Below are 20,828 nucleotides of genomic sequence, written 5' to 3'. Positions count from 1 at the left end.
CTCCGGGGTGCGAAGGGACGGCGGAGACCGTCAGCGACCGCACAAGACGTCGAGCGAGAGGAGGCGCGGAGAGGATGGCACTATCCACCGACGACCGCCGCCGCGAGGTGCTGCGCGCCATCGTGGCCGACTACATCGCCTCACAGGAGCCCGTCGGTTCCAAGGCGCTGCTGGAACGCCACAAGCTGGACGTCTCCTCGGCCACGATCCGCAACGACATGGCCGTCCTCGAGTCCGAGGGCTACATCCAGCAGCAGCACGCCAGCTCCGGGCGCATCCCCACGGAGAAGGGCTACCGCCAGTTCGTCGACCAGCTGCACAACGTCAAGCCGCTCTCCGGGCCGGAGCGGCGGGCCATCTCCTCCTTCCTGGAGCAGGGCGTGGACCTCGAGGACGTGCTGCGTCGCTCGGTGCAGCTGCTCAGCCAGCTGACCCGCCAGGCCGCGATGGTCCAGCTGCCCACCCTGACCGTCTCGCGCGTCAAGCACTGCGAGGTCGTCGCGCTCAGCCAGGTGCGCCTGCTGCTCGTGCTCATCACGGACACCGGCCGGGTCGACCAGCGCAACGTCGAGCTCGACGCGCCCGTCGACGACGAGGACGTCGCGCGGCTGCGCGACCTGCTCAACTCCGCGCTGGTCGGCTACACGCTCACCGAGGCCTCCGCCCGGCTCGGCCACCTGGCCGCCGAGGCGCCCGCCGACGTGCGCCAGGCCGTCATCCGGGCCTCCACGGTGCTCATCGAGACCCTCGTCGAGCAGCCCAACGACCGCATCATCCTCGCCGGCACCGCGAACCTGTCGCGCATGGCCGGGGCCGTCTCCAACACGCTGCCGGTCGTCCTCGACGCCCTCGAGGAGCAGGTGGTCATCCTGCGGCTGCTGGCCAACGTCCCGGACCTGGGCAACGTCAGCGTGCTCATCGGCGACGAGATCGAGAACGAGGAGCTGCGCGGCGCCTCGGTGGTCACCGCCGGCTACGGCGCGGAGGGTGCGACCCTCGGCGGGCTCGGCGTGGTCGGCCCGACCTACATGGACTACACGGGCACCATCGCCCGGGTGGCCGCGGTGGCGCGCTACGTCTCGCGCGTCCTCACCGGTGAGTGATCCCGTCTTGCTAGTACACTTGCCAGTCTGATCGACCGGTGTAGTCACACCGGCACGTTTGTACCCGTTTCTCGTAAAGGATCTGTTGCAACTGTGGCCCGCGATTACTACGCCATTCTCGGGGTGGACAAGTCCGCCTCGGACAAGGAGATCAAGAAGGCCTACCGGAGGCTCGCCCGCAAGTACCACCCGGACGTGAACCCCTCCGAGGAGGCCGCGGAGAAGTTCCGCGAGATCTCCGTGGCGCACGAGGTGCTCACGGACCCGGACAAGCGCCGCATCGTAGACATGGGCGGCGACCCCATGGAGCAGGGCCAGGCGGGCGCCGGCGCCGGGGGCTTCGGCGGCTTCGGCGCCGGGGGCGGCCTCGGCGACATCTTCGAGGCCTTCTTCGGCCAGGGCGGCACCCGCGGCCCGCGCTCGCGCGTCCAGCCGGGCAACGACGCCCTGCTGCGCACGGTGATCACCCTCGAGGAGGCCTACTCGGGCCTGCGCAAGGAGGTCACCGTCGACACCGCCGTGCTCTGCGACCGCTGCGAGGGCACCGGCTCGGCCTCCAAGGCCAAGCCCGTCAAGTGCGACCAGTGCGGCGGCGCCGGCGAGATCCAGGAGATGCAGCGCTCCTTCCTGGGCAACGTGATGACCGCCCGGCCGTGCCCGAAGTGCTCGGGCTTCGGTGAGGTCATCGAGGACCCGTGCCCGAAGTGCGACGGCGGCGGCCGCGTGCGCGCCCGCCGCGACATCACCGTCAACATCCCGGCGGGCATCGCCGACGGCATGCGCATCCGCATGGCCGGCGCCGGCGAGGTCGGCCACGGCGGCGGCCCGGCCGGTGACCTCTACGTCGAGGTCGCCACCAGGCGCCACCCCGTCTTCACCCGCGACGGCGACGACCTGGACTTCACCGTGCGCGTGCCGATGGTCGACGCCGCGCTGGGCTGCTCGGTCAGCGTCACCGGCCTGGACGGCGAGGACGTCGCCATCGACGTCGCCGCCGGCACCCAGCCCGGCGAGCGCGTGCGCGTCGAGGGCCGCGGTATGCCGCGCCTGCGCAGCGACGGCCACGGCGACATGCTCGCCCACATCGACGTCGTCGTGCCGGCCGACGTCGACGACCAGACCCGCGACCTGCTCGAGCAGGTCCGCGGCCGCCTGCGTGAGTCTGCGCGCGTGACCCAGGAGGGCGACGGCGAGGAGTCCTTCTTCGACCGCCTGCGCAACCGCTTCCGCCGCTAGGAGACCGCCGTGTCGCTGCCCGTCTTCCTGCTCGACGCCCCGCTCGCCGGCGAGCCGCCGCGCACCGTCGAGCTGACCGGCCCCGAGGGCCGCCACGCCGTCACCGTCCGGCGCATCACCCCCGGCGAGCACGTCGAGCTCGTCGACGGCGCGGGGGTCCGGCTGCGCGCGCTCGTCACCGCCGTGCACGGCAAGGACCGGCTGGTCTGCGAGGTCGAGGAGGCCGGCGTCGACCCGGCACCGGTCCCCGAGGTCACCGTCGTGCAGGCGATCCCGAAGTCCCCGCACGCCGACCTCGCCGTCGACCTGCTCACCCAGGCCGGCGCCGACGAGATCGTCGCCTGGGAGGCCGACCGCTGCGTGGCGCGCTGGAGCGGCAAGCCCGGCAAGGCGGAGAAGGCCCTGGGCAAGTGGGCCGACCGCGCCCGGGAGGCGGGCAAGCAGGCGCGTCGCGCGCGCCTGCCGCGCCTTTCCGGCCCGGTGGACACGCACGCACTCGTCGGCAATCTCGCGCAGGCGGGGGAGGAGACCGTCGTGGCCGTGCTGCACGAGTCCGCCACCCGCCCGTTGCGGGAACTGCCGCTTGACGACGCCGCGCGCGTGGTGCTGCTGGTGGGCCCCGAGGGCGGCATCGGCGACGACGAGCTGGGCAGGCTGCGCCAGGCCGGCGCGCAGCCGGTGCGCCTGGGCCCGGAGGTGGCGCGCGCGTCCTCGGCCGGGGCACTGGCACTTGCGGCCGTCGGGGCGCTGACCGGCCGCTGGTAACATCAGCCCGTGTGACAGCACCAGATAACCCGCAGCAACCCAAGCCCGCCCGCACGCCGGTGATCACCGGCACCGTCCGCCTCGACGAGGCGGTCGCCGCGCAGGTCGTCGGCCCGGGGGACGCGAACCTGCGTGTGCTGGCCAACCTCATCGACTGCGACGTCTTCGCCCGCGGCGGCGAGGTCGCCCTGACCGGCCCCGGCCACGAGGTGCAGCGCGCCAAGCGCGCCATCGCGGAGCTGGCCTCGCACGCCGCGCGCGGCCAGGCCATCACGCCCGACACCGTGCGCCACACCGTCCGCCTGGTCACCGCCGAGTCCCCGGAGTCCGTCGCCGCGATGGTCGGCTCGGACATCGTCTCCCGGCGCGGCAAGACCATCCGGCCCAAGACGATGGGCCAGAAGGACTACGTCGACGCCATCGACGAGAACACGGTGGTCTTCGGCATCGGCCCAGCCGGCACCGGCAAGACCTACCTGGCCATGGCCAAGGCCGTCCAGGCGCTCAAGGCCCGCCAGGTCTCCCGCATCATCCTGACCCGCCCGGCCGTCGAGGCCGGCGAGAAGCTGGGCTTCCTGCCCGGCACCCTCGGCGAGAAGATCGACCCGTACCTGCGCCCGCTGCACGACGCCCTGCGCGACATGGTGGACCCGGAGTCCATCCCCAAGCTCATGGAGTCCGGCGTGGTCGAGGTCGCCCCGCTGGCCTACATGCGCGGGCGCACCCTCAACGACGCCTTCGTCATCCTCGACGAGGCGCAGAACACCACCGCCGAGCAGATGAAGATGTTCCTGACCCGCCTCGGCTTCGGCTCGAAGATGGTGGTCACCGGCGACATCACGCAGGTCGACCTGCCCGGCGGCAAGGCCTCCGGCCTGCGCCAGGTCCGCCGCATCCTGCGCGGGGTGCCGGACATCCACTTCGCGGAGCTGTCCGCCGACGACGTCGTGCGCCACGCGCTGGTCGGGCGCATCGTCGACGCCTACGACCGATTCGACCAGGACCGCCAGGAGCGCCCGGCACGCGGCGCGGGGCAGAAGGAGAACTGACCAATGGCCATCGAGGTCTTCAACGAGTCCGGCTACCCCGGCGTCAACGAGGAGATGCTCATCGACGTGATCTCCTTCGCGCTCGGCGAGCTCGACGTCCACCCGGAGGCCGAGGCGAGCATCTACCTCGTCGACCAGGACACCATCGCGGACCTGCACGTGCGCTGGCTCGACCTGGAGGGGCCCACCGACGTGATGAGCTTCCCCATGGACGGGCCCACCCCCGGCGCCGTCGGCGGGCGCCCGGACGCGGACGCGCCCGGGCCGACGATGCTCGGCGACATCGTGCTGTGCCCCGAGTTCGCCAAGCGCCAGGCCGACGTCGCCGGCTACGGCCTCGACCACGAGCTGGCCCTGCTGACCGTCCACGGCTGCCTGCACCTGCTCGGCTACGACCACGCCACCGCCGACGAGGAGCGCGAGATGTTCGCCCTCCAGAACGAGCTGCTGGCCGACTGGTACGACGACGCCGAGCGCCGCGGGACGGAGTTCCCGCCCAAGCCGACCGGCGCGGCCGCCTTCCCGAGCGCGGCCGACCGCGAGGAGCTCGACCGCAGGGTCCCCGGCGGCGGCGTGCCGCCCATCGCCGAGCCGCGCCGCCGCGACGGCGGGGCGGACGGGGAGGCCTAGCCGGTGAGCCTGCTCATCTCCGCGGCAGTCACCGTCCTGGCGCTGCTGCTCTCCGGCCTGCTGGGCACCACCGAGTCGGCGCTGGCGAGCATCTCGCGCGCCCGCGTCGAGCAGCTCGTCGAGGACGAGCGCCCCGGGGCCCGCAAGCTGCTGCGCGTGCTCGACCGCCGCGCCGAGCACATCAACATCCTGGTGCTTCTGGGCACCGTCCTCGACGCCACCGCCGCCGTCTTCGCCGCCGCACTGGCGCTCGGCGTGATCGACTCGGCCGGCTGGGCGCTGACCACGGCGATCCTGGCCGTCTCCCTGATCAGCTTCGTCGTCGTCGGCGTCTTCTCCCGCACCGTCGGCCGCAAGAACCCCTACTCGGTCTGCCTGCGCACCGCCGTGGTGCTCAGCGCCGTGCACAAGATCCTCGGGCCCTTCTCCCGCCTGCTGATCCGCCTGGGCAACCTGCTGGCCCCGGGCCGCGGCTTCCGCGACGGGCCCTACGCCACCGAGGTCGAGCTGCGCGAGATGGTCGACATCGCCCAGGAGCACGGGATCGTCGAGGTCGAGGAACACCGGATGATCCAGAACGTCTTCGACCTGGCCGGCACCATCGCCCGCCAGATCATGGTGCCGCGCCCGGAGATGATCTGGATCGAGGACACCAAGACCGCCGGCCAGGCGACCAGCCTGTGCGTGCGCTCCGGCCACTCGCGCATCCCCGTCATCGGCGAGAGCATCGACGAGATCGTCGGCGTGGTCTACCTCAAGGACCTCGTCGCGCGCACGTACCACATGTCCGACGGCGGGCGCTCCGTGCTCGTGCGCGACGTGGTGCGCCCCGCCCAGTTCGTGCCCGACTCCACCCCGCTGGACGTGCTGCTGCACCAGATGCAGCGCGACCAGAATCACCTGGCGATGCTCGTCGACGAGTACGGCGTGATCGCCGGCATGGTCTCCATGGAGGACATCCTCGAGGAGATCGTCGGCGAGATCGCCGACGAGTACGACGCCGCCGACGACGACCCCTTCGAGCGCGTCGACGACCGCACCTTCCGCGTGGTCGCCCACATGTCGCTCGAGGAGCTGGCCTCCGGCGTGCGCGACGCGACCGGCGAGCGCCGCGAGTTCGACGACGAGATCACCGACGAGGTCGACACCGTCGCCGGCGTGATCACCTTTGAGCTCGGGCGCGTGCCTCTGCCGGGCAGCCACGTCACCGTCGACGGCATGAAGCTGACCGCCGAGGGCGGCAACGACCGCCGCGGGCGCGTGCGCGTGCGCCACGTGCTCGTCGAGCTCCTCGACGTCCCGGAGGACGCAACCGACCCCGAGTGACCGGCGCGGAAGGCGGCACGGCACGATGTAAGCCATGAACGTGCTCTCCATCCAGTCCGCCGTCGCCTACGGTCACGTGGGCAACTCCGCGGCCGTCTTCCCCCTCCAGCGCCTCGGCCACGAGGTCTGGCCCGTCAACACCGTCAACTTCTCCAACCACACCGGCTACGGCGCGTGGCGCGGCCCGGCGCTGCCCGCCGCCGACGTCGCCGCCGTCGTCAAGGGCGTGGCCGAGCGCGGCGAGCTCGCCAACGTCGACGCCGTGCTCTCCGGCTACCAGGGCGGCTCCGACATCGCCGACGTCATCATCGACGCCGCCGCGCAGGTGCGCGCCGCCAACCCGGAGGCGCTCTACGTCTGCGACCCGGTCATGGGCAACGCGAAGTCCGGTTGCCACGTCGACGACGCCATCCCGCCGCTGCTGCGCGACAAGGTCGTGCCGGTGGCCGACGTGATCACCCCGAACCAGTTCGAGCTGGGCTACCTCACCGGCCGCGAGGCCACCGACCTCGAGTCCACCCTGGACGCCGTCGAGGCCGCCCGCGCCATGGGCCCGAAGACCGTGCTGGTCACCTCCGTCGAGCGCCCCGACCGCCCCGAGGGCACCGTCGAGATGCTCGCCGTCGACGACTCCGGGCGCTACCTGGTGCAGACGCCGTACCTGCCGTTCAAGCGCAACGGCTCCGGCGACGTCACCGCCGCGCTGTTCACCGGCCACTACGTGCCCGGCCGCGACGCGGCCGGCGCCCTGGCCAAGACCGCCTCGAGCGTCTTCGACCTGCTCAAGCTGACCTTCGACCGCGACAGCCGCGAGCTCGAGCTGGTCGCCGCGCAGGACTTCTTCGCGAACCCGCGCGGGCAGTTCGAGGTCCGCGAGGTCTAGCTCCGGGGCCGGGGCGGTTAGACTGGCCCGCGTGAGTTTCACCGACACCCCCGAGGGCTTCCGCTCCGGTTTCCTGAGCTTCGTCGGCCGGCCGAACACCGGCAAGTCGACGCTGACCAACGCGCTGGTCGGCGAGAAGATCGCCATCACCGCCGACCAGCCCGAGACGACCCGCCACCCCATCCGCGGGCTCGTCCACCGCCCGGACGCCCAGATCATCCTCGTCGACACCCCGGGCCTGCACCGCCCGCGCACGCTGCTCGGCGAGCGCCTCAACGCGCAGGTCCAGGAGACCTACTCCGACGTCGACGTCATCGCGCTGACGGTCCCAGCCGACGAGAAGATCGGCCCCGGCGACCGCTGGATCCTGGACAACGTGCGCGCCGCCGCGCCGCGCACCCCGATCGTCGGCGTGGTCACCAAGACCGACAAGGTCTCCCGCGACGCCGTCGGCGCCCAGCTGCTGGCACTGCACGAGCTGCTCGGCGGCGAGAGCGAGGTCGTGCCCGTCTCCGCGAAGGACGGTGTGCAGCTCGACGTGCTGCTCGACGTGATCACCGGGCTGCTGCCGGAGGGCCCGAAGCTCTACCCGGACGACCACGTCACCGACGACGACACCGAGACCCGCATCGCGGAGCTGATCCGCGAGGCCGCCCTGTCCGGCCTGCGCGACGAGCTGCCGCACTCGGTGGCCGTCCAGGTCGACGAGATCCTGCCGGACGAGGAGCGCGAGGGCGTGCTCGACGTGCACGCGGTCATCTTCATCGAGCGCCCCGGCCAGCGCCGCATCATCGAGGGCCCGCAGGGCCGCCGCATGGGCCGGATCATCTCGACCTCCCGGCGCGGCATCATCGACCTGCTCGGCCAGAACGTCTACCTGGACCTGCGCTTCAAGGTGCTGAAGAACTGGCAGTCCGACCCGAAGGCGCTCGGCCGGCTGGGCTTCTAGGAGGGTCGTGCGCAGGGAGAGTTTCCGCGACCGGGCGCTGGTGCTGCGCACCTACGACTTCGCCGAGGCCGACCGGGTCATCGTGCTGCTGACCCGGGGCCACGGCATCGTGCGCTCGGTGGCCAAGGGGGTGCGCCGGGCGAAGTCGCGCTTCGGCTCGCGCCTGCAGCTCTTCGTCGACCTCGACGTCCAGCTCTACCCGGGCCGCAACCTGGCCACGATCACCGGCGCGGACACCGTCGCCTTCTACGGCTCCGGGATCATCGACGACTACGAGCGCTACGCCGCAGCCTGCGCCGCGCTCGAGTGCGCCGAGCGCCTCGCCGTCGCCGAGGACGGCTCCGACCCATTTCTCTACGACGTCGCGCTGGTCACCCTGGGGCGCATCCAGCGCGTCGCCAACCCCGTCCTCGCGCTGGACGCCTTCATCCTGCAGGCGACGGCGCACGCGGGCTGGGCGCTCAGCCTCTTCGACTGCGCGCAGTGCTCGGCGCCGGGCCCGCACCACGCCTTCCACCCGGGCGCCGGGGGAGCGGTGTGCCTGCACTGCCGGCCGAGCGGCTCGGCCGACGTGCCCACCGAGGCGCTGCACCTGATGTGGCTGCTCGCCCACGACCGCGTCGAGCAGGCCGTCGCCGTGGTCGCCGGGGAGGGCGGCGCCGAGCTGGCGGCCGTGGCGCACCGGCTCACCCGCGCCCACCTGCAGTGGCAGGTCGAGGGCCGCGTGGCCGCACTGGCGGTGCTCGACGAGGGGTGAGCCCTCGCGCCGGCGGGCCCTTTGGCACAATTGGGCCTGTGACTGAGCAGAATTCCGCAGGGGTCGCCGGCACGTTCGCGGCGACGGGTGTCCCGGCCGAGCTGGTCCCGCGACACATCGCACTGGTCATGGACGGCAACGGCCGCTGGGCCCGCCAGCGCGGGATGAAACGCACCGAGGGCCACCGCCGCGGGGAGGCGGTGCTCATGGAGGCCGTCGACGCCTGCCTCGAGATGGGCGTGGAGTACCTGTCCGCCTACGCGTTCTCCACGGAGAACTGGCGGCGCAGCCACGACGAGGTCCGCTTCCTGATGGGCTTCTCCCGGGACGTGCTGCGCCGCGAGCGCGACATCCTCAACGAGAAGAACGTGCGCATCAAGTGGGCCGGCCGCCGCCCGCGCCTGTGGCGCTCGGTGATCCGCGAGCTCGAGGCCGCCGAGGAGCTGACCCGCGACAACACCGCGATGACGCTGGTGATGTGCGTCAACTACGGCGGGCGCGCCGAGATCGTCGACGCGGCCCGGAAGCTGGTCGCCCGCGCCGCGGCCGGCGAGCTGCGCCCCGGACAGGTCACCGAGGACTCCTTCGCCGACTACCTCTACGACCCCGAGATGCCGGACGTCGACCTCTTCCTGCGCCCCTCCGGTGAGCGGCGCACCTCGAACTTCCTGCTGTGGGAGTCGGCCTACGCGGAGATGGTCTACCAGGACAAGCTCTTCCCGGACTACACCAGGCAGGACCTCTTCGACGCCGTGCTCGAGTACGCCAAGCGCGACCGCCGGTTCGGCGGGGTGAAGTGACCGGCGGGGCCTGAGCGAACTTTTTCCGGGCGCCGACCTGTCTTCCCTCCGCCCGCTCGTACGGGTACGCTGCTATGGGTTCCGGAGGAAGGAGGAGACCAGGTGAGCGAGGACAACGGCGCGGACGTGCGGCCCGTCGAGGAGCCCCCGACAGCCCGCCAGATCAAGCGCTGGCGGCGCTACCTGGCCAACGAGCGCGCCGAGGCCGCCGTCTACCGGGAGCTGGCCCACCGCAAGGAGGGCACCGAGCGCGACATCCTGCTGCGCCTGGCGGACTCCGAGTCCCGTCACGAGGAGTACTGGCGCGCCAAGCTCGGCGAGTACGTCGGCATGCCCCAGCAGCCGGGCCTGCACACCCGCTTCATGGGCTTCCTGGCCAAGAACCTCGGCTCCGTCTTCGTGCTCGCGCTGATGCAGTCCGCCGAGGCGCGCACCCCGTACGTCGACGACGCCGACGCCCCGGACCAGATCGCCGCCGACGAGCGCGTCCACTCCGAGGTCGTGCGCGGCCTGGCCGAGCAGTCCCGCGAGCGCATCTCCGGCGGCTTCCGCGCCGCGGTCTTCGGCGCCAACGACGGCCTGGTCTCCAACCTCGCCCTGGTGCTCGGCATTCTCGGCTCCGGGGTCAGCCCCACCATCGTGCTGATCACCGGCATCTCCGGTCTGCTGGCCGGCGCGCTGTCGATGGCCGCCGGCGAGTTCATCTCGGTGCGCTCGCAGGCCGAGCTGATCGAGGCGACCCGCCCCAACGACGAGATCGACCGGGTCATCCCGGAGCTCGACGTCAACGCCAACGAGCTGGCCCTGGTCTACCGGGCCCGCGGGCTCGAGGAGGACGAGGCGCAGGAGCGCGCCCGCGAGGCGCTCGAGCAGTTCCGCCAGGCCGAGCTCAACAGCCAGGTGCCGGCCGGTGCGGCCCCGGCGTCCAAGGAGTCCGGGGTGGACGGCGCCTGGGCGGCGGCGCTGTCGTCGTTCTGCTGCTTCGGCCTCGGCGCGCTGATCCCGGTGCTGCCGTTCATCTTCGGCGCGAGCATCAGCGTCGGCGCGGTCGTCGCGATCATCCTGGTCTCGATGGCGCTGCTGTTCACCGGCGGGGTCACCGGCGTGCTCTCGGGCCGCCCGCCGCTGTGGCGCGCCGTGCGCCAGCTGCTCATCGGCCTGGGTGCGGCCGGGGTGACCTGGGCGCTGGGCTCGCTCTTCGGCGTCGTGCTCGGCTGAGCCGGCGGGCCAGTCGGTCGGCGGGGGAGAGGGGAGCTACCCGGCGGTGTCGGCCTCGGCGGCCTCGGCGGCCTCGGTGCGGGCCTTCTTCGTCCTGCACTCGGGGCACAGGCCGTAGACCTCGGCGTCGTGGCCGGTCAGCTCGAAGCCGTGGCTCGAGGCGACCTCGGAGGCCCACTTCTCCACCGGGCCGCCGTCGATCTCCTCGGTGCGTCCGCACTCGGTGCACACGAGGTGGTGGTGATGCTTCTCGGTCATGCAGTGCCGGTAGAGCGTCTCGCCGCTGGCCATGTGCAGCGCGTCGACCGCGTGGATCTCGGTCAACGACTGCAGCGTGCGGTAGACCGTGGTCAGGCCGACCTTCTCGCCGCGCTCCTTGAGCTCGGAGTGGATCTTCTTGGCCGAGGCGAAGTTGTCCAGCTCCAGCAGGACGGACACGATCGCCGAGCGCTGGCGGGTGCTGCGCGTACCCAGCTTCGGGATGGCGGAACTGACCGTGCCCATGGTGCGACACTCCTTCGGACGGCGGGGCGGGAAGTTGTTGAAACTCATTGTAGTTGCAGCGGGGCGCGCCGGCGGGGCGTCGGCGCTGGTGACCCGGACATGCGTCGGCCGGGCCGGTGACGATGTCGCGTGTCGTCACCGGCCCGGCCGGTCTGTCACCTGAGTCGGTTACCTGGGAAGTGGATCGATAAAGAAACAGCGCGTGCGCTCAGGCCTGTCGGCCGAGCTGCGGCGTGCCGCCGCGGACGATGGCGGCGAGCCGGGCCGCCTGGTCGATAAGGTCGCCGGCCGCCGGGGTGGTCAGGCGGTACATGACCTCGCGGCCGCGGCGCTCGGACTCGACGAGACCGGACATCTTGAGCACCTTGAGGTGCTGCGAGATGAGGGGCTGGGACTTGCCGAGCTCCTTGACCAGCTCGTGGACGAAGTGGTCGTGCTGCTGCAGAAGCTTCACGATCTTCAGGCGGAGCACCGAGTCCAGGGTGCTGAGCACCCGGGCTGCGTCAGTGACCTCTTCGGGCCGGTCGTCGCTGTTCCCTATCAAGTTTTTCGTCGTCATGAGAGTCTTACCAATCTTGTTCGGTGCCTCCGAGCTCGCATTCTATCGACGCCGTCTACTCGGTCCAAGAAGTGTTAACAGGGGCGTGGCCAGCGGTTTGCCCGCCTCGACCCCTCGGCAGGCCCACGACCAGGAGCCTTAGGTGAAATGCATTCACAGTGCAAGTTCCGAGATGTGAAGAATCACACAACAGACGTGTTATGTCGGCCAATTGGCGTGATATGTCAACCGTCGTGCACATGTCGCCGCGCGGACGGTTCCCGGGTCGCCCGTGTGCACCCGCGGCGTCGCCCCGGGGTCGCCGGGGGAGCGGGGCGGGTGGACAGTTAGAATGGAGCGCACGTGTGCCACCGTGCTCCAACTTTTGTACGGTGTGCCCAGACAGTCCCACCCACCAACCACAACGAGGAGCCCTCTCTCCCATGGCGCAGCAATCCGTCATCGACACCGTCGTCAACCTGTGCAAGCGGCGCGGTCTGGTCTACCCGGCCGGCGAGATCTACGGCGGTACGCGCTCCGCCTGGGACTACGGCCCGCTGGGCGTGGAGCTCAAGGAGAACATCAAGCGCCAGTGGTGGCGGCACATGGTCACCTCGCGCGGTGACGTCGTCGGCGTGGACACCTCGATCATCCAGCCGCGTCAGGTGTGGGTCGCCTCCGGCCACGTCGAGGTCTTCACCGACCCGCTGGTCGAGTCGCTGCACACCCACAAGCGCTACCGCGCCGACCACCTCATCGAGGCCTACGAGGAGAAGCACGGCCACGCCCCGGAGAACGGCCTGGCCGACATCAACGACCCGGAGACCGGCCAGCCCGGCAACTGGACCGAGCCGCGCGCCTTCTCCGGCCTGCTCAAGACCTTCCTGGGTCCCGTCGACGACGAGGAGGGCCTGCACTACCTGCGCCCGGAGACCGCCCAGGGCATCTTCATCAACTTCAAGAACGTGATGAACTCGGCGCGCATGAAGCCGCCGTTCGGCATAGCCAACATCGGCAAGTCCTTCCGCAATGAGATCACCCCGGGCAACTTCATCTTCCGCACCCGCGAGTTCGAGCAGATGGAGATGGAGTTCTTCGTCAAGCCCGGCGAGGATGAGCAGTGGCACCAGTACTGGATCGACGACCGTCTGCAGTGGTACATCGACCTGGGCATCGACCCGGAGAACCTGCGTCTCTACGAGCACCCGAAGGAGAAGCTGTCGCACTACTCGAAGCGCACCGTCGACGTCGAGTACGCCTTCGGCTTCACCGGCTCGAAGTGGGGCGAGCTCGAGGGCGTGGCCAACCGGACCGACTACGACCTGCGCGTGCACTCCGAGTCCTCCGGTGAGGACCTCAGCTTCTACGACCAGAACGACGAGGAGCGCTGGATCCCCTACACCATCGAGCCGGCCGCCGGCCTGGGCCGCGCGATGATGGCCTTCCTGGTGGACGCCTACCACGAGGACGAGGCCCCCAACGCCAAGGGCGGCGTGGACAAGCGCGTCGTGCTCAAGCTCGACTACCGCCTCTCGCCGGTCAAGGTCGCCGTGCTGCCGCTGTCCAAGAAGGAGCCGCTGGCCGGCAAGGCCCGCGAGGTCGCCGAGACGCTGCGCAAGCACTGGAACGTCGACTACGACACCTCCGGCGCGATCGGCCGCCGCTACCGCCGCCAGGACGAGATCGGCACCCCGTTCTGCGTCACCGTCGACTTCGACTCGCTCGACGACGACGCGGTGACCGTCCGCGACCGCGACACCATGGAGCAGGAGCGCGTCGCCCTCGATGAGCTGGAGGGCTACCTGGCCGCCCGCCTCATCGGCTGCTGACCCGCAGACTAGGGAGGAGATTTGTGTGACTGACATCCACTACACCTCGTGGGGACCGCGCCACGCCGGTGAGAACGCCGTGCTGCTCGTGGGCAAGGGCCCGGAGGAGCTGGGCAGCTTCGGCGTGGAGAAGGCCGAGGTCGGCGGCGAGACCTGGCAGCTCAAGGCCGACGGGGCCAAGGGCGTGCTGGTGCGCACCGGCGACGGCCGCGAGTTCCGCGCCGACGGTGCCGCCGGCCCGAAGAAGCAGGTCGCCGTGGACCTCGCCGGCAAGAAGCTCACCCTGGTCAACGAGAACAGCTCCAACTGGGTCGTCCTCGACCCGGAGGGCGTGAAGATCGCGCAGTTCTCCGGCACGAACAACGGGGTGCGACGCAGCATCCTCGAGTTCTCCGCCGACGAGGGGGAGCCCGAGAAGGCCCGCGCCGCCATCGACGCGCTGACCCGTGACGAGGTCGTCGCGCTGAGCTTCTTCACCCGCACGATCCTGGAGGCGAAGCTCTCGCGGACCTCCGGGATGGTCATCGTGACCCTGGTGGCGGCCACCATCCTGGCCGTGCTGACCTTCCTGATCTAGGGTCGACGCCATGACGGAGGCGACGGGGCTGTTCGGCGGGGCCGACACGGGCACCTGGGTGTGGCGGGGCAACGAGCTCTTCGACGGCCTCGGCCACCAGGTCGCCTCCGTGCGCTCCGACGTCCTCTTCCACGCCGGGGAGCGCATGCTCCTCGAGTACAGCCCGGGCGGGCGCTTCCGCCTGCGGGCCACCACGGCCGGCGGCGCGGTCTACACCGCCGCCCAGAAGGGGCTGACCGTCCAGCACCTGCACGGCTCGTGCGAGGGGCGGCGCTACGAGATGGACCGCACCTCGCTGTGGCGCAAGGAGCGCGCCATCCGGGCAGCCTCCGGCCCCGTGGCGCTGGTGCGCCCGCGCATCTCGGGCGCCGTCGAGATCGTCGACGACCCCGAGGAGATGTCGCCCATGCCCGCCGCCGACGCGGTGTTCCTGTCGTGGGCGTGCGTGATGGTCGACTCCCCGGTGCGCAAGACGCGCACCTAGCGGACCGCCCGGAACCGTCCGGCGGACCAGGGGACAGGCCTAGAAGCGCCCGCCGGCGCCACCGCCGAAGCCGCCGAAACCGCCGCCCCCGCCGCCGAAGCCACCGCCCCCGAAGCCGCCGCGGCCGCCGAAGCCGCCGCCGAACCCGCCGCGGCCGCCGGAGGAGAGGATCCCGTTGACGAGCATGCCCGCCAAAAAGGCCCCGCCGGAGCCGCCGGACTGGTTGCGCCGCTGGCGACGCTGGTAGTCGTCGTAGTCGTTCTTGGCCAGTCGGGCGGCCTGCTGGGCGCGCCGGGCGGCCTGCCCGGCCAGGTCTGCGCCCTGGCGCGGCTCGCCCGCGGCCTCGGCGCGCTGCAGCAGCTGGGCGGCCCCGGCCAGCTCGCCGCGGGCCCTGGAGCCCACGATCGGCCCGCGCGAGGCGATCAGGTCGTCGGCCGACTGCACCGCGGCCCGCGCGGCGTCGAGCTGCTGGCGGTAGACGCGCAGCAGCCGCTCGTGCCCGGCGGTGGCCTCGCCGGCGCGCTCGAGGGCGTCGTCGAGGCGCCCGTCGAGCTCGGTCAGGTCGGTGAAGGCCCCCAGGGGATCGGCCTGCCCGCGCTCGCGCCCGGCCGCCAGCGCCGAGTCGGCCTCCCCGGCCAGCGCCTCGAGGCCGTCCCAGTCGCCCGGAGCGCCACTGGCCCGGCCGCGGGCGGCCAGCTCGCGGGCCTGGGCGATCTCGCCGTCGATCTCGTCGTAGAGGGCCGGCAGCTGGGTGCGCGCGGTGGCCAGGTTGTCCTCGGCGTGCTCGACGGCGTCGAGCATCCGCTCGGCGACCTCCACGGCGTGCTCGGAGTCGCGCATCGCGGCCACGGCGCCGCCCTGCCGGCCGGCGGGCCGGTCGGCCAGCTCGCGGGCCTGGTCGAGGCGCTTCTCGGCCTCGTCCACGCCGGCCTCGGCCAGCTCCGGGTTGTCGGCGACCGAGCTGAGCGCCTCCTCGGAGTGGTTCTGCCGCAGCGCCTCGAGGCGGCTACGGGCCTCCGGGATGCGGGCGCGTACGTCGACGGTGCGCCGGGTCAGCTCCGCGATGTGGTTCTCGGCGGTCAGCAGCATCTCACGGTTGTCCGCGAAGTCCTTCGCCTGCGCGTCGAGGGCGTCCTGCGCCGTGGAGCAGTCCGCGACCACCCCGGCCAGGAGCTGGCGGCGCTCGGCGTCCGAGCCCGCGGCCGCCCCGAGGCGGTCCTGGGTGGCGTAGGCGGAGTCCATCGCCCGCCGGGCGTGCGCGGCGGCCTCGGCGAAGGGCCGGGCGCGCTGCTCGCCGAACTCGGCGCGGGCCAGGCGCAGCTCCTCCTCGGCGCGCCGCAGCGACTCGTCGGTGGCCACGACGGCCTCGTGGGCCAGCTGCTCGAGCGTCTCCAGCGGCAGGCGGGCCAGCGAGCCGGTGTCGGTCGGGTCGATGCGCCGGGCGCTCTCGAGGCGGTCCGCCTCGTCGCGGGTGCGCTTGCGCCGCGACCAGGCCCACAAGCCGCCGCCGGCGCCCGCGGCGGCCACGGCGGCGCCGCCCAGCCAGGCGACGGACTCGCCGGAGATCTGCCCGGAGCTGACCGCCGCGTCGATGAAGGCCTGCGCGGCGCCGTTCCAGTCGCCGTCGGAGAGGTGGGGGCGCACGGCCTTGTCCAGGTCGTCGATCTCGGACTGCGTCCAGTCCACCCCGCCCTGCACGAAGTACTGGCGCAGCTCCGGGGCGACCACCATGACCGCCAGGTTGTTGCCGCCGTTGGCCTGGACGGTGTCGCGGGCGTACTCCTCGGGGCCCAGCCCACCGAAGTCCGGCACGAAGACGACCATCAGCGAGCGCTGGTGGTCCACCTGGTACTGGGCGACCTGCTTGTTCAGGTCGGCGACCTCGTCGTCGCTGAGCACCCCGGCCTCGTCGACCACGCTCTGGCTGTAGGACTGCGGCCCCTGGGAGACGGCGACCGACGCATCGGTCGCGGCGAACGCGACGGGGAGCAGCGCGACGTCGGCAAGCGGGACAAGGGCGGCGGCGCCGAGGGCGGCGAGGATCACGCGCGGTTTCGTCATGGGGCCAACAATAGTGGAGGCGGTGAAACCGGCACGTCGCAGCCATTTCCGCACCGCCGGCGGTTAGTATCGCCTGCGTGTACACCTACTCGTCCGCCGACACCGAACGTCGCCTGGCCGAGGGGCCGAAGGGCAGCCGGATCGCCGCGACCGAGACCGACCACCGCAGCGCCTTCTCCCGCGACCGCGCGCGCGTGCTGCACTCCGCCGCGCTGCGCCGGCTGGCCGACAAGACCCAGGTCGTCGGCCCCCGCGACGGCGACACCCCGCGCACGCGTCTGACGCACTCGCTCGAGGTCGCCCAGATCGCCCGCGGCATCGGCTCCGGGCTGGGCATGGACCCGGACCTCTCGGAGCTGGCGGGGCTGACCCACGACATCGGGCACCCGCCCTACGGCCACAACGGCGAGCGCGCCCTCGACGAGGTCGCCGCGGACTGCGGCGGCTTCGAGGGCAACGCACAGACGCTGCGCATCCTCACCCGGCTCGAGCCCAAGGCGGTCGACGGGGAGACCAGCTACGGGCTCAACCTCACCCGCGCCGCCCTCGACGCCGCGTGCAAGTACCCCTACACCCGCACCGCAGCCGACGGCAGCCACCGCCGCAAGTACGGCTGCTACGACGAGGACGCCGCGATCCTGGCCTGGATCCGGGAGGGCAACCCGGGCACGGACAAGTCGCTCGAGGCGCAGGCGATGGACTGGGCCGACGACATCGCCTACTCCGTCCACGACGTCGAGGACGGCATCGTCTCCGGGCGCATCTCACTGGCGGTGCTCTGGGACCTCGTCGAGCTCGCGGAGCTGGCCGAGGCCGGCGCGCGGGCCTTCGGCGGCGACCCCGAGGAACTCGTCGCCGCCGCGGACCACCTGCGCCAGCTCGACGTGGTCAACGACGCCGCCGAGTTCACCGGCAACCTGCGCTCCTTCGCGCGCCTGAAGAAGATGACCAGCGAGCTGGTGGGCCGCTACGTCGGCGCCACGGTGCAGGCCAGCCTCGACGAGGCGGCCGCGGAGGCCGGGAAGCTGGGCCGCCACCACGGCCGGCTCGTCGTGCCCGCGCAGGCGCGCGCGGAGGTCACGCTGCTCAAGACGATCGCCGTGCTCTACGTGATGGACCAGCACTCCCACATCGCGCGCCAGGACCGGCAGCGCGAGCGCATCTTCCGCGTCTTCGACTACCTGAGCGCGGGCGCGCCGGGTGCGCTGGACCCGATGTTCGCCGACTGGTGGCGCCAGGCCGACTCGGAGGCCGGCCGCCAGCGCGTGGTCGTCGACCAGATCGCCTCGCTGACGGAGTCGCGGCTGGAGCGCATGGCCCGCGAGACCGCGGACCTCTCCGTGTTCATGGGCTAGAGCTGCAGCTCGACGCCGAGGTCGGCGAGGACGGCGCGCACGCGGGCGTCGTCGGAGTCGGGCAGCCGCCAGTGGGCGCACAGCACCCGCGAGACGCCGAACTCCTTGATCAGGTCCGCCATCCCGTCGAGGTTGCGCGGCGCGGGCCGGCCGGCGCGGTAGGTCGCGCGTGCCAGCGCGTCGTAGAGGTCGCGCGGCTCGCGCACGGGCGTGGTGATGATGATCGGGTTACGCATGAAGCGGGTGTGGGTCTGGGTCATGGCAGGTTCAGGCGTCCGGGATCTCGCAGAAGGATTCGTAGTGGTCGGCGGTGTAGTACCAGGTCTCCGGGTCCTCGGCGGGGTCGCCGCCGGTGACGATCCGGCGCGCGCCCCGGTGGTCGAGCCCCGGCGTGTCCACGGTGTACTCACGGTAGTGGTCGCGGTCCTGATCCGGAAGTCGCCCCTCGTAGTTGCCGAAGCGCGTGCCGTCGTTGTCCGGGTGCTCGAACGGGCCGCCGGCGCGCACGTCGGCGACGGTGTCCGCGGCCTCGTCCGGCAGGGTGTCCAGGGGGCAGGTCTCCATTGCCGACGTCCCGTCGGTCCCCGTGGCGCGCGGAGTCGCCGTGGCTGCGCCGCCGCCGTGGCCGGCGGCGGTGGTGGAGGCGGGCTGTGCGCCGTCGCCGGAGCCCAGGTCGATGCCGAACCAGGCGGCCGCGACGGCGACGGCGAGGCCGGCGGCACCGGCCAGCCAGCCGGTCGAGGAACGTCGAGACATGGCGATATCTTTACACACGCACCCCGCGGTTCCGGCATCCGGCCCGCGCACCGGGCGGGCGCGCGCCCGGGTATCCTCGGGTGCCATGGGTAAGGGACGGATACCGGAGCGCGACATCCAGGCGATCCGGGAGCGTACCCCCATCGAGGAGATCGTGGGGGAGTACGTGCAGCTCAAGCCGGGGGGAACGGACTCGCTGAAGGGACTGAGCCCCTTCAAGGACGAGCGCACCCCGTCCTTCCACGTGCGCCCCAACCGCGGCTACTACCACTGCTTCTCCACGGGCAAGGGCGGTGACGTCTTCTCCTTCCTGATGGAGATGGAGCACCTGACCTTCCCCGAGGCGGTCGAGGTGTGCGCGGAGAAGATCGGCTACCAGATCAACTACGAGGGCGGCTCGCCCGGCCGCCGCGAGGAGCCGGGCACCCGCCAGCGCCTCATCGCCGCGAACAAGGCGGCCCACCAGTTCTACCGGGAGCGCCTGGAGACCCCGGAGGCCGCGCCGGGCCGGGAGTTCCTGCTGGGCCGAGGCTTCTCGCGCGAGCACATCTACGGCTTCGAGTGCGGCTACGCGCCGGGCGGCTGGGACACGCTGACCAAGGAACTGCTGCGCCGCGGCTTCGACTACAAGACGCTCGAGGCGGCGGGGCTGTCCAAGATGGGCCGGCGCGGGCCGATCGACGCGTTCTCGCGCCGGCTGCTGTGGCCGATCAAGAACATGTCCGGCGACGTCATCGGATTCGGGGCGCGCAAGCTCTTCGACGACGACCGCATGGGCAAGTACATGAACACCCAGAACACGCTGCTCTACGACAAGTCGAAGGTGCTCTTCGGGCTGGACCAGGCCAAGAAGTCCATCGCCGCGGGCCACCAGGCGGTGGTGGTGGAGGGCTACACGGACGTGATGGCCATGCACGCCGCCGGGGTGAACACGGCCGTGGCCGCCTGCGGCACCGCCTTCGGCGAGGAGCACCTGCGCATCCTGCGCCGGCTGATGCTGGATGACAGCTACTTCCGCGGCGAGCTGATCTACACCTTCGACGGCGACGAGGCCGGCCAGAAGGCCGCGATGCGCGCCTTCGCCGGCGACCAGAAGTTCACCGGGCAGTCCTTCGTGGCCGTCGCCCCGGACGGGATGGACCCGTGCGACCTGCGCCTGGCCAAGGGCAACTCCGCGGTGCGCGACCTGATCGCGGACCGGGTGCCCATGTTCGAGTTCGTGGTGCGCTCGCTGCTCTCCCAGTACTCGCTGGACACCGTCGAGGGCCGCCTGCAGGCCCTGCGCCGCACCGTGCCCGTGGTCGCGGGCATCCGGGACCGCGCGTTGCAGACGGAGTACGCCCGGCAGCTGGCCGGCTGGGTCGGCTGGTCCGACACCGACGACGTGCTCGCCCAGGTGCGCGCCGAAGCGCGCCGCCCCAAGCAGCAGGAGCAGCCGCACCGCGCGCGCCGCTTCGAGAACCAGGAGCCGCAGGCCGTCCCGCAGGTGCCGGAGGTCCCGGCGCCGAACCCGCGGGACCCGGTGCTGTGGCCGGAGCGCGAGTCGCTGAAGCTGGCGCTGCAGTACCCGGAGCTGGCGGGCGCCTACTTCGACGGGCTGGACCCGGAGACCTTCCGCCACCCGGCCTACAAGATGGTGCGCGAGGCCGTCCGCGAGGCCGGCGGCTGCGAGCACGGCGCGGCCGGGGTGGACTGGATCGCCGCGGTGGCCGACCGGATGACGGATCTGGGCGGGCGCTCGCTGGTCTCCGAGCTGGCGGTGGAGGACATCCACGTCGACCCGGAGGAGCTGGCCCACTACGCGGACGCGGTGCTCTCGCGGCTGCAGGAGGTGCGCGTGGGCAACGAGATCGCGCAGCTGAAGGGGGAGCTGCAGCGGATGCGGCCCAGCGACGACGAAGTGACCTACAACTCGATGTTCGCGGACCTGGTGGCCCTGGAGCAGGCGCGCCGGGACCTCAACGACCGGGCGTTCCGCACCACCGGGCCGTTCGACCGGTGAGGGGCC

At 71.9% G+C, this 20,828-nt stretch carries 21 protein-coding genes; 16 read left to right on the top strand and 5 right to left on the bottom strand.

Going from position 1 to position 20,828, the window contains the following annotated elements; all coding sequences use genetic code 11:
• Positions 1-74: 74 nt before the first annotated feature.
• From hrcA to CFRA_RS08545, 11 genes are all read left to right on the top strand, one after another.
• On the top strand, positions 75-1,103 hold the full coding sequence (hrcA, locus tag CFRA_RS08595) for a heat-inducible transcriptional repressor HrcA (protein WP_075664311.1): 1,029 nt from the start codon (positions 75-77) through the stop codon (positions 1,101-1,103).
• A 93-nt stretch (positions 1,104-1,196) separates the two neighbouring features.
• Complete coding sequence (gene dnaJ, locus CFRA_RS08590) at positions 1,197-2,339, top strand: molecular chaperone DnaJ (protein ID WP_075664310.1); 1,143 nt, start codon at positions 1,197-1,199, stop codon at positions 2,337-2,339.
• Positions 2,340-2,348: 9 nt separating this feature from the next.
• The gene (locus CFRA_RS08585; protein WP_075664309.1) at positions 2,349-3,104 is read left to right on the top strand and encodes a 16S rRNA (uracil(1498)-N(3))-methyltransferase; all 756 of its coding nucleotides are present in this window, start codon (positions 2,349-2,351) and stop codon (positions 3,102-3,104) included.
• Between the two features lie 11 nt (positions 3,105-3,115).
• On the top strand, positions 3,116-4,153 hold the full coding sequence (locus CFRA_RS08580; RefSeq protein WP_075664308.1) for a PhoH family protein: 1,038 nt from the start codon (positions 3,116-3,118) through the stop codon (positions 4,151-4,153).
• Between the two features lie 3 nt (positions 4,154-4,156).
• Positions 4,157-4,783, top strand: coding sequence for an rRNA maturation RNase YbeY (gene ybeY, locus CFRA_RS08575; RefSeq protein ID WP_075664307.1), 627 nt, complete (start codon positions 4,157-4,159; stop codon positions 4,781-4,783).
• Positions 4,784-4,786: 3 nt separating this feature from the next.
• On the top strand, positions 4,787-6,109 hold the full coding sequence (locus CFRA_RS08570; protein WP_075664306.1) for a hemolysin family protein: 1,323 nt from the start codon (positions 4,787-4,789) through the stop codon (positions 6,107-6,109).
• 34 nt (positions 6,110-6,143) lie between these two features.
• Positions 6,144-6,992: a pyridoxal kinase PdxY gene (gene pdxY / locus CFRA_RS08565; RefSeq protein WP_075664305.1), complete on the top strand. Its 849-nt coding sequence runs from the start codon at positions 6,144-6,146 to the stop codon at positions 6,990-6,992.
• A gap of 31 nt (positions 6,993-7,023) precedes the next feature.
• A complete protein-coding gene (gene era / locus CFRA_RS08560; protein WP_075664304.1) occupies positions 7,024-7,941 on the top strand; it encodes a GTPase Era in 918 nt (305 codons plus the stop codon).
• Positions 7,942-7,948: 7 nt separating this feature from the next.
• Positions 7,949-8,698, top strand: coding sequence for a DNA repair protein RecO (gene recO / locus CFRA_RS08555; protein WP_075664303.1), 750 nt, complete (start codon positions 7,949-7,951; stop codon positions 8,696-8,698).
• Positions 8,699-8,736: 38 nt separating this feature from the next.
• Positions 8,737-9,498 carry an isoprenyl transferase gene (locus tag CFRA_RS08550; RefSeq protein ID WP_075664302.1) on the top strand — a complete coding sequence of 254 codons (762 nt, stop codon included), beginning with the start codon at positions 8,737-8,739 and terminating at the stop codon, positions 9,496-9,498.
• A 102-nt stretch (positions 9,499-9,600) separates the two neighbouring features.
• Positions 9,601-10,716, top strand: coding sequence for a VIT1/CCC1 transporter family protein (locus tag CFRA_RS08545; RefSeq protein WP_245797542.1), 1,116 nt, complete (start codon positions 9,601-9,603; stop codon positions 10,714-10,716).
• Between the two features lie 36 nt (positions 10,717-10,752).
• Here the strand turns inward: CFRA_RS08545 and CFRA_RS08540 are convergent, their stop codons facing one another.
• Both CFRA_RS08540 and CFRA_RS08535 read right to left on the bottom strand, forming a co-directional pair.
• Positions 10,753-11,220 carry a Fur family transcriptional regulator gene (locus CFRA_RS08540; protein ID WP_075664301.1) on the bottom strand — a complete coding sequence of 156 codons (468 nt, stop codon included), beginning with the start codon at positions 11,218-11,220 and terminating at the stop codon, positions 10,753-10,755.
• Between the two features lie 208 nt (positions 11,221-11,428).
• The gene (locus CFRA_RS08535) at positions 11,429-11,779 is read right to left on the bottom strand and encodes an ArsR/SmtB family transcription factor (protein WP_075664300.1); all 351 of its coding nucleotides are present in this window, start codon (positions 11,777-11,779) and stop codon (positions 11,429-11,431) included.
• Positions 11,780-12,201: 422 nt separating this feature from the next.
• On the opposite strand from CFRA_RS08535, the gene CFRA_RS08530 reads away from it, so the two are divergent.
• Genes CFRA_RS08530 through CFRA_RS08520 form a run of 3 tightly spaced genes read left to right on the top strand, consistent with a single transcriptional unit; the run spans position 12,202 to position 14,648 of the window.
• A complete protein-coding gene (locus CFRA_RS08530) occupies positions 12,202-13,587 on the top strand; it encodes a glycine--tRNA ligase (protein ID WP_075664299.1) in 1,386 nt (461 codons plus the stop codon).
• Positions 13,588-13,612: 25 nt separating this feature from the next.
• Complete coding sequence (locus CFRA_RS08525) at positions 13,613-14,164, top strand: hypothetical protein (protein ID WP_083666917.1); 552 nt, start codon at positions 13,613-13,615, stop codon at positions 14,162-14,164.
• Positions 14,165-14,174: 10 nt separating this feature from the next.
• Complete coding sequence (locus CFRA_RS08520) at positions 14,175-14,648, top strand: hypothetical protein (RefSeq protein ID WP_075664298.1); 474 nt, start codon at positions 14,175-14,177, stop codon at positions 14,646-14,648.
• A 39-nt stretch (positions 14,649-14,687) separates the two neighbouring features.
• On the opposite strand, the gene CFRA_RS08515 is transcribed toward CFRA_RS08520, so the two are convergent.
• Positions 14,688-16,709 (bottom strand): TPM domain-containing protein, encoded by a 2,022-nt coding sequence (locus CFRA_RS08515; RefSeq protein ID WP_075664297.1) that lies wholly within the window; start codon positions 16,707-16,709, stop codon positions 14,688-14,690.
• Positions 16,710-16,786: 77 nt separating this feature from the next.
• Here CFRA_RS08515 and CFRA_RS08510 point away from each other — a divergent pair, with 77 nt between their 5' ends.
• Positions 16,787-18,064 (top strand): deoxyguanosinetriphosphate triphosphohydrolase, encoded by a 1,278-nt coding sequence (locus CFRA_RS08510; RefSeq protein ID WP_075664296.1) that lies wholly within the window; start codon positions 16,787-16,789, stop codon positions 18,062-18,064.
• Here CFRA_RS08510 and CFRA_RS08505 read toward each other — a convergent pair.
• Both CFRA_RS08505 and CFRA_RS08500 read right to left on the bottom strand, forming a co-directional pair.
• Positions 18,061-18,324: a hypothetical protein gene (locus CFRA_RS08505; RefSeq protein ID WP_245797540.1), complete on the bottom strand. Its 264-nt coding sequence runs from the start codon at positions 18,322-18,324 to the stop codon at positions 18,061-18,063. The two genes, CFRA_RS08510 and CFRA_RS08505, sit on opposite strands and share 4 nt — an antisense overlap.
• Before the next feature lie 7 nt (positions 18,325-18,331).
• The gene (locus CFRA_RS08500) at positions 18,332-18,820 is read right to left on the bottom strand and encodes a guanyl-specific ribonuclease (RefSeq protein WP_075664295.1); all 489 of its coding nucleotides are present in this window, start codon (positions 18,818-18,820) and stop codon (positions 18,332-18,334) included.
• A gap of 85 nt (positions 18,821-18,905) precedes the next feature.
• On the opposite strand from CFRA_RS08500, the gene dnaG reads away from it, so the two are divergent.
• Positions 18,906-20,822, top strand: a complete 1,917-nt coding sequence (gene dnaG, locus CFRA_RS08495; RefSeq protein ID WP_075664294.1) for a DNA primase — start codon at positions 18,906-18,908, stop codon at positions 20,820-20,822.
• The last annotated feature ends 6 nt before the right edge of the window (positions 20,823-20,828 follow it).

This window comes from Corynebacterium frankenforstense DSM 45800, assembly GCF_001941485.1.
GTDB classification, from domain to species: Bacteria; Actinomycetota; Actinomycetes; order Mycobacteriales; family Mycobacteriaceae; genus Corynebacterium; species Corynebacterium frankenforstense.
Note: the sequence above shows the minus strand (reverse complement) of the source record. Positions and strands in the feature narration are given on the sequence as shown.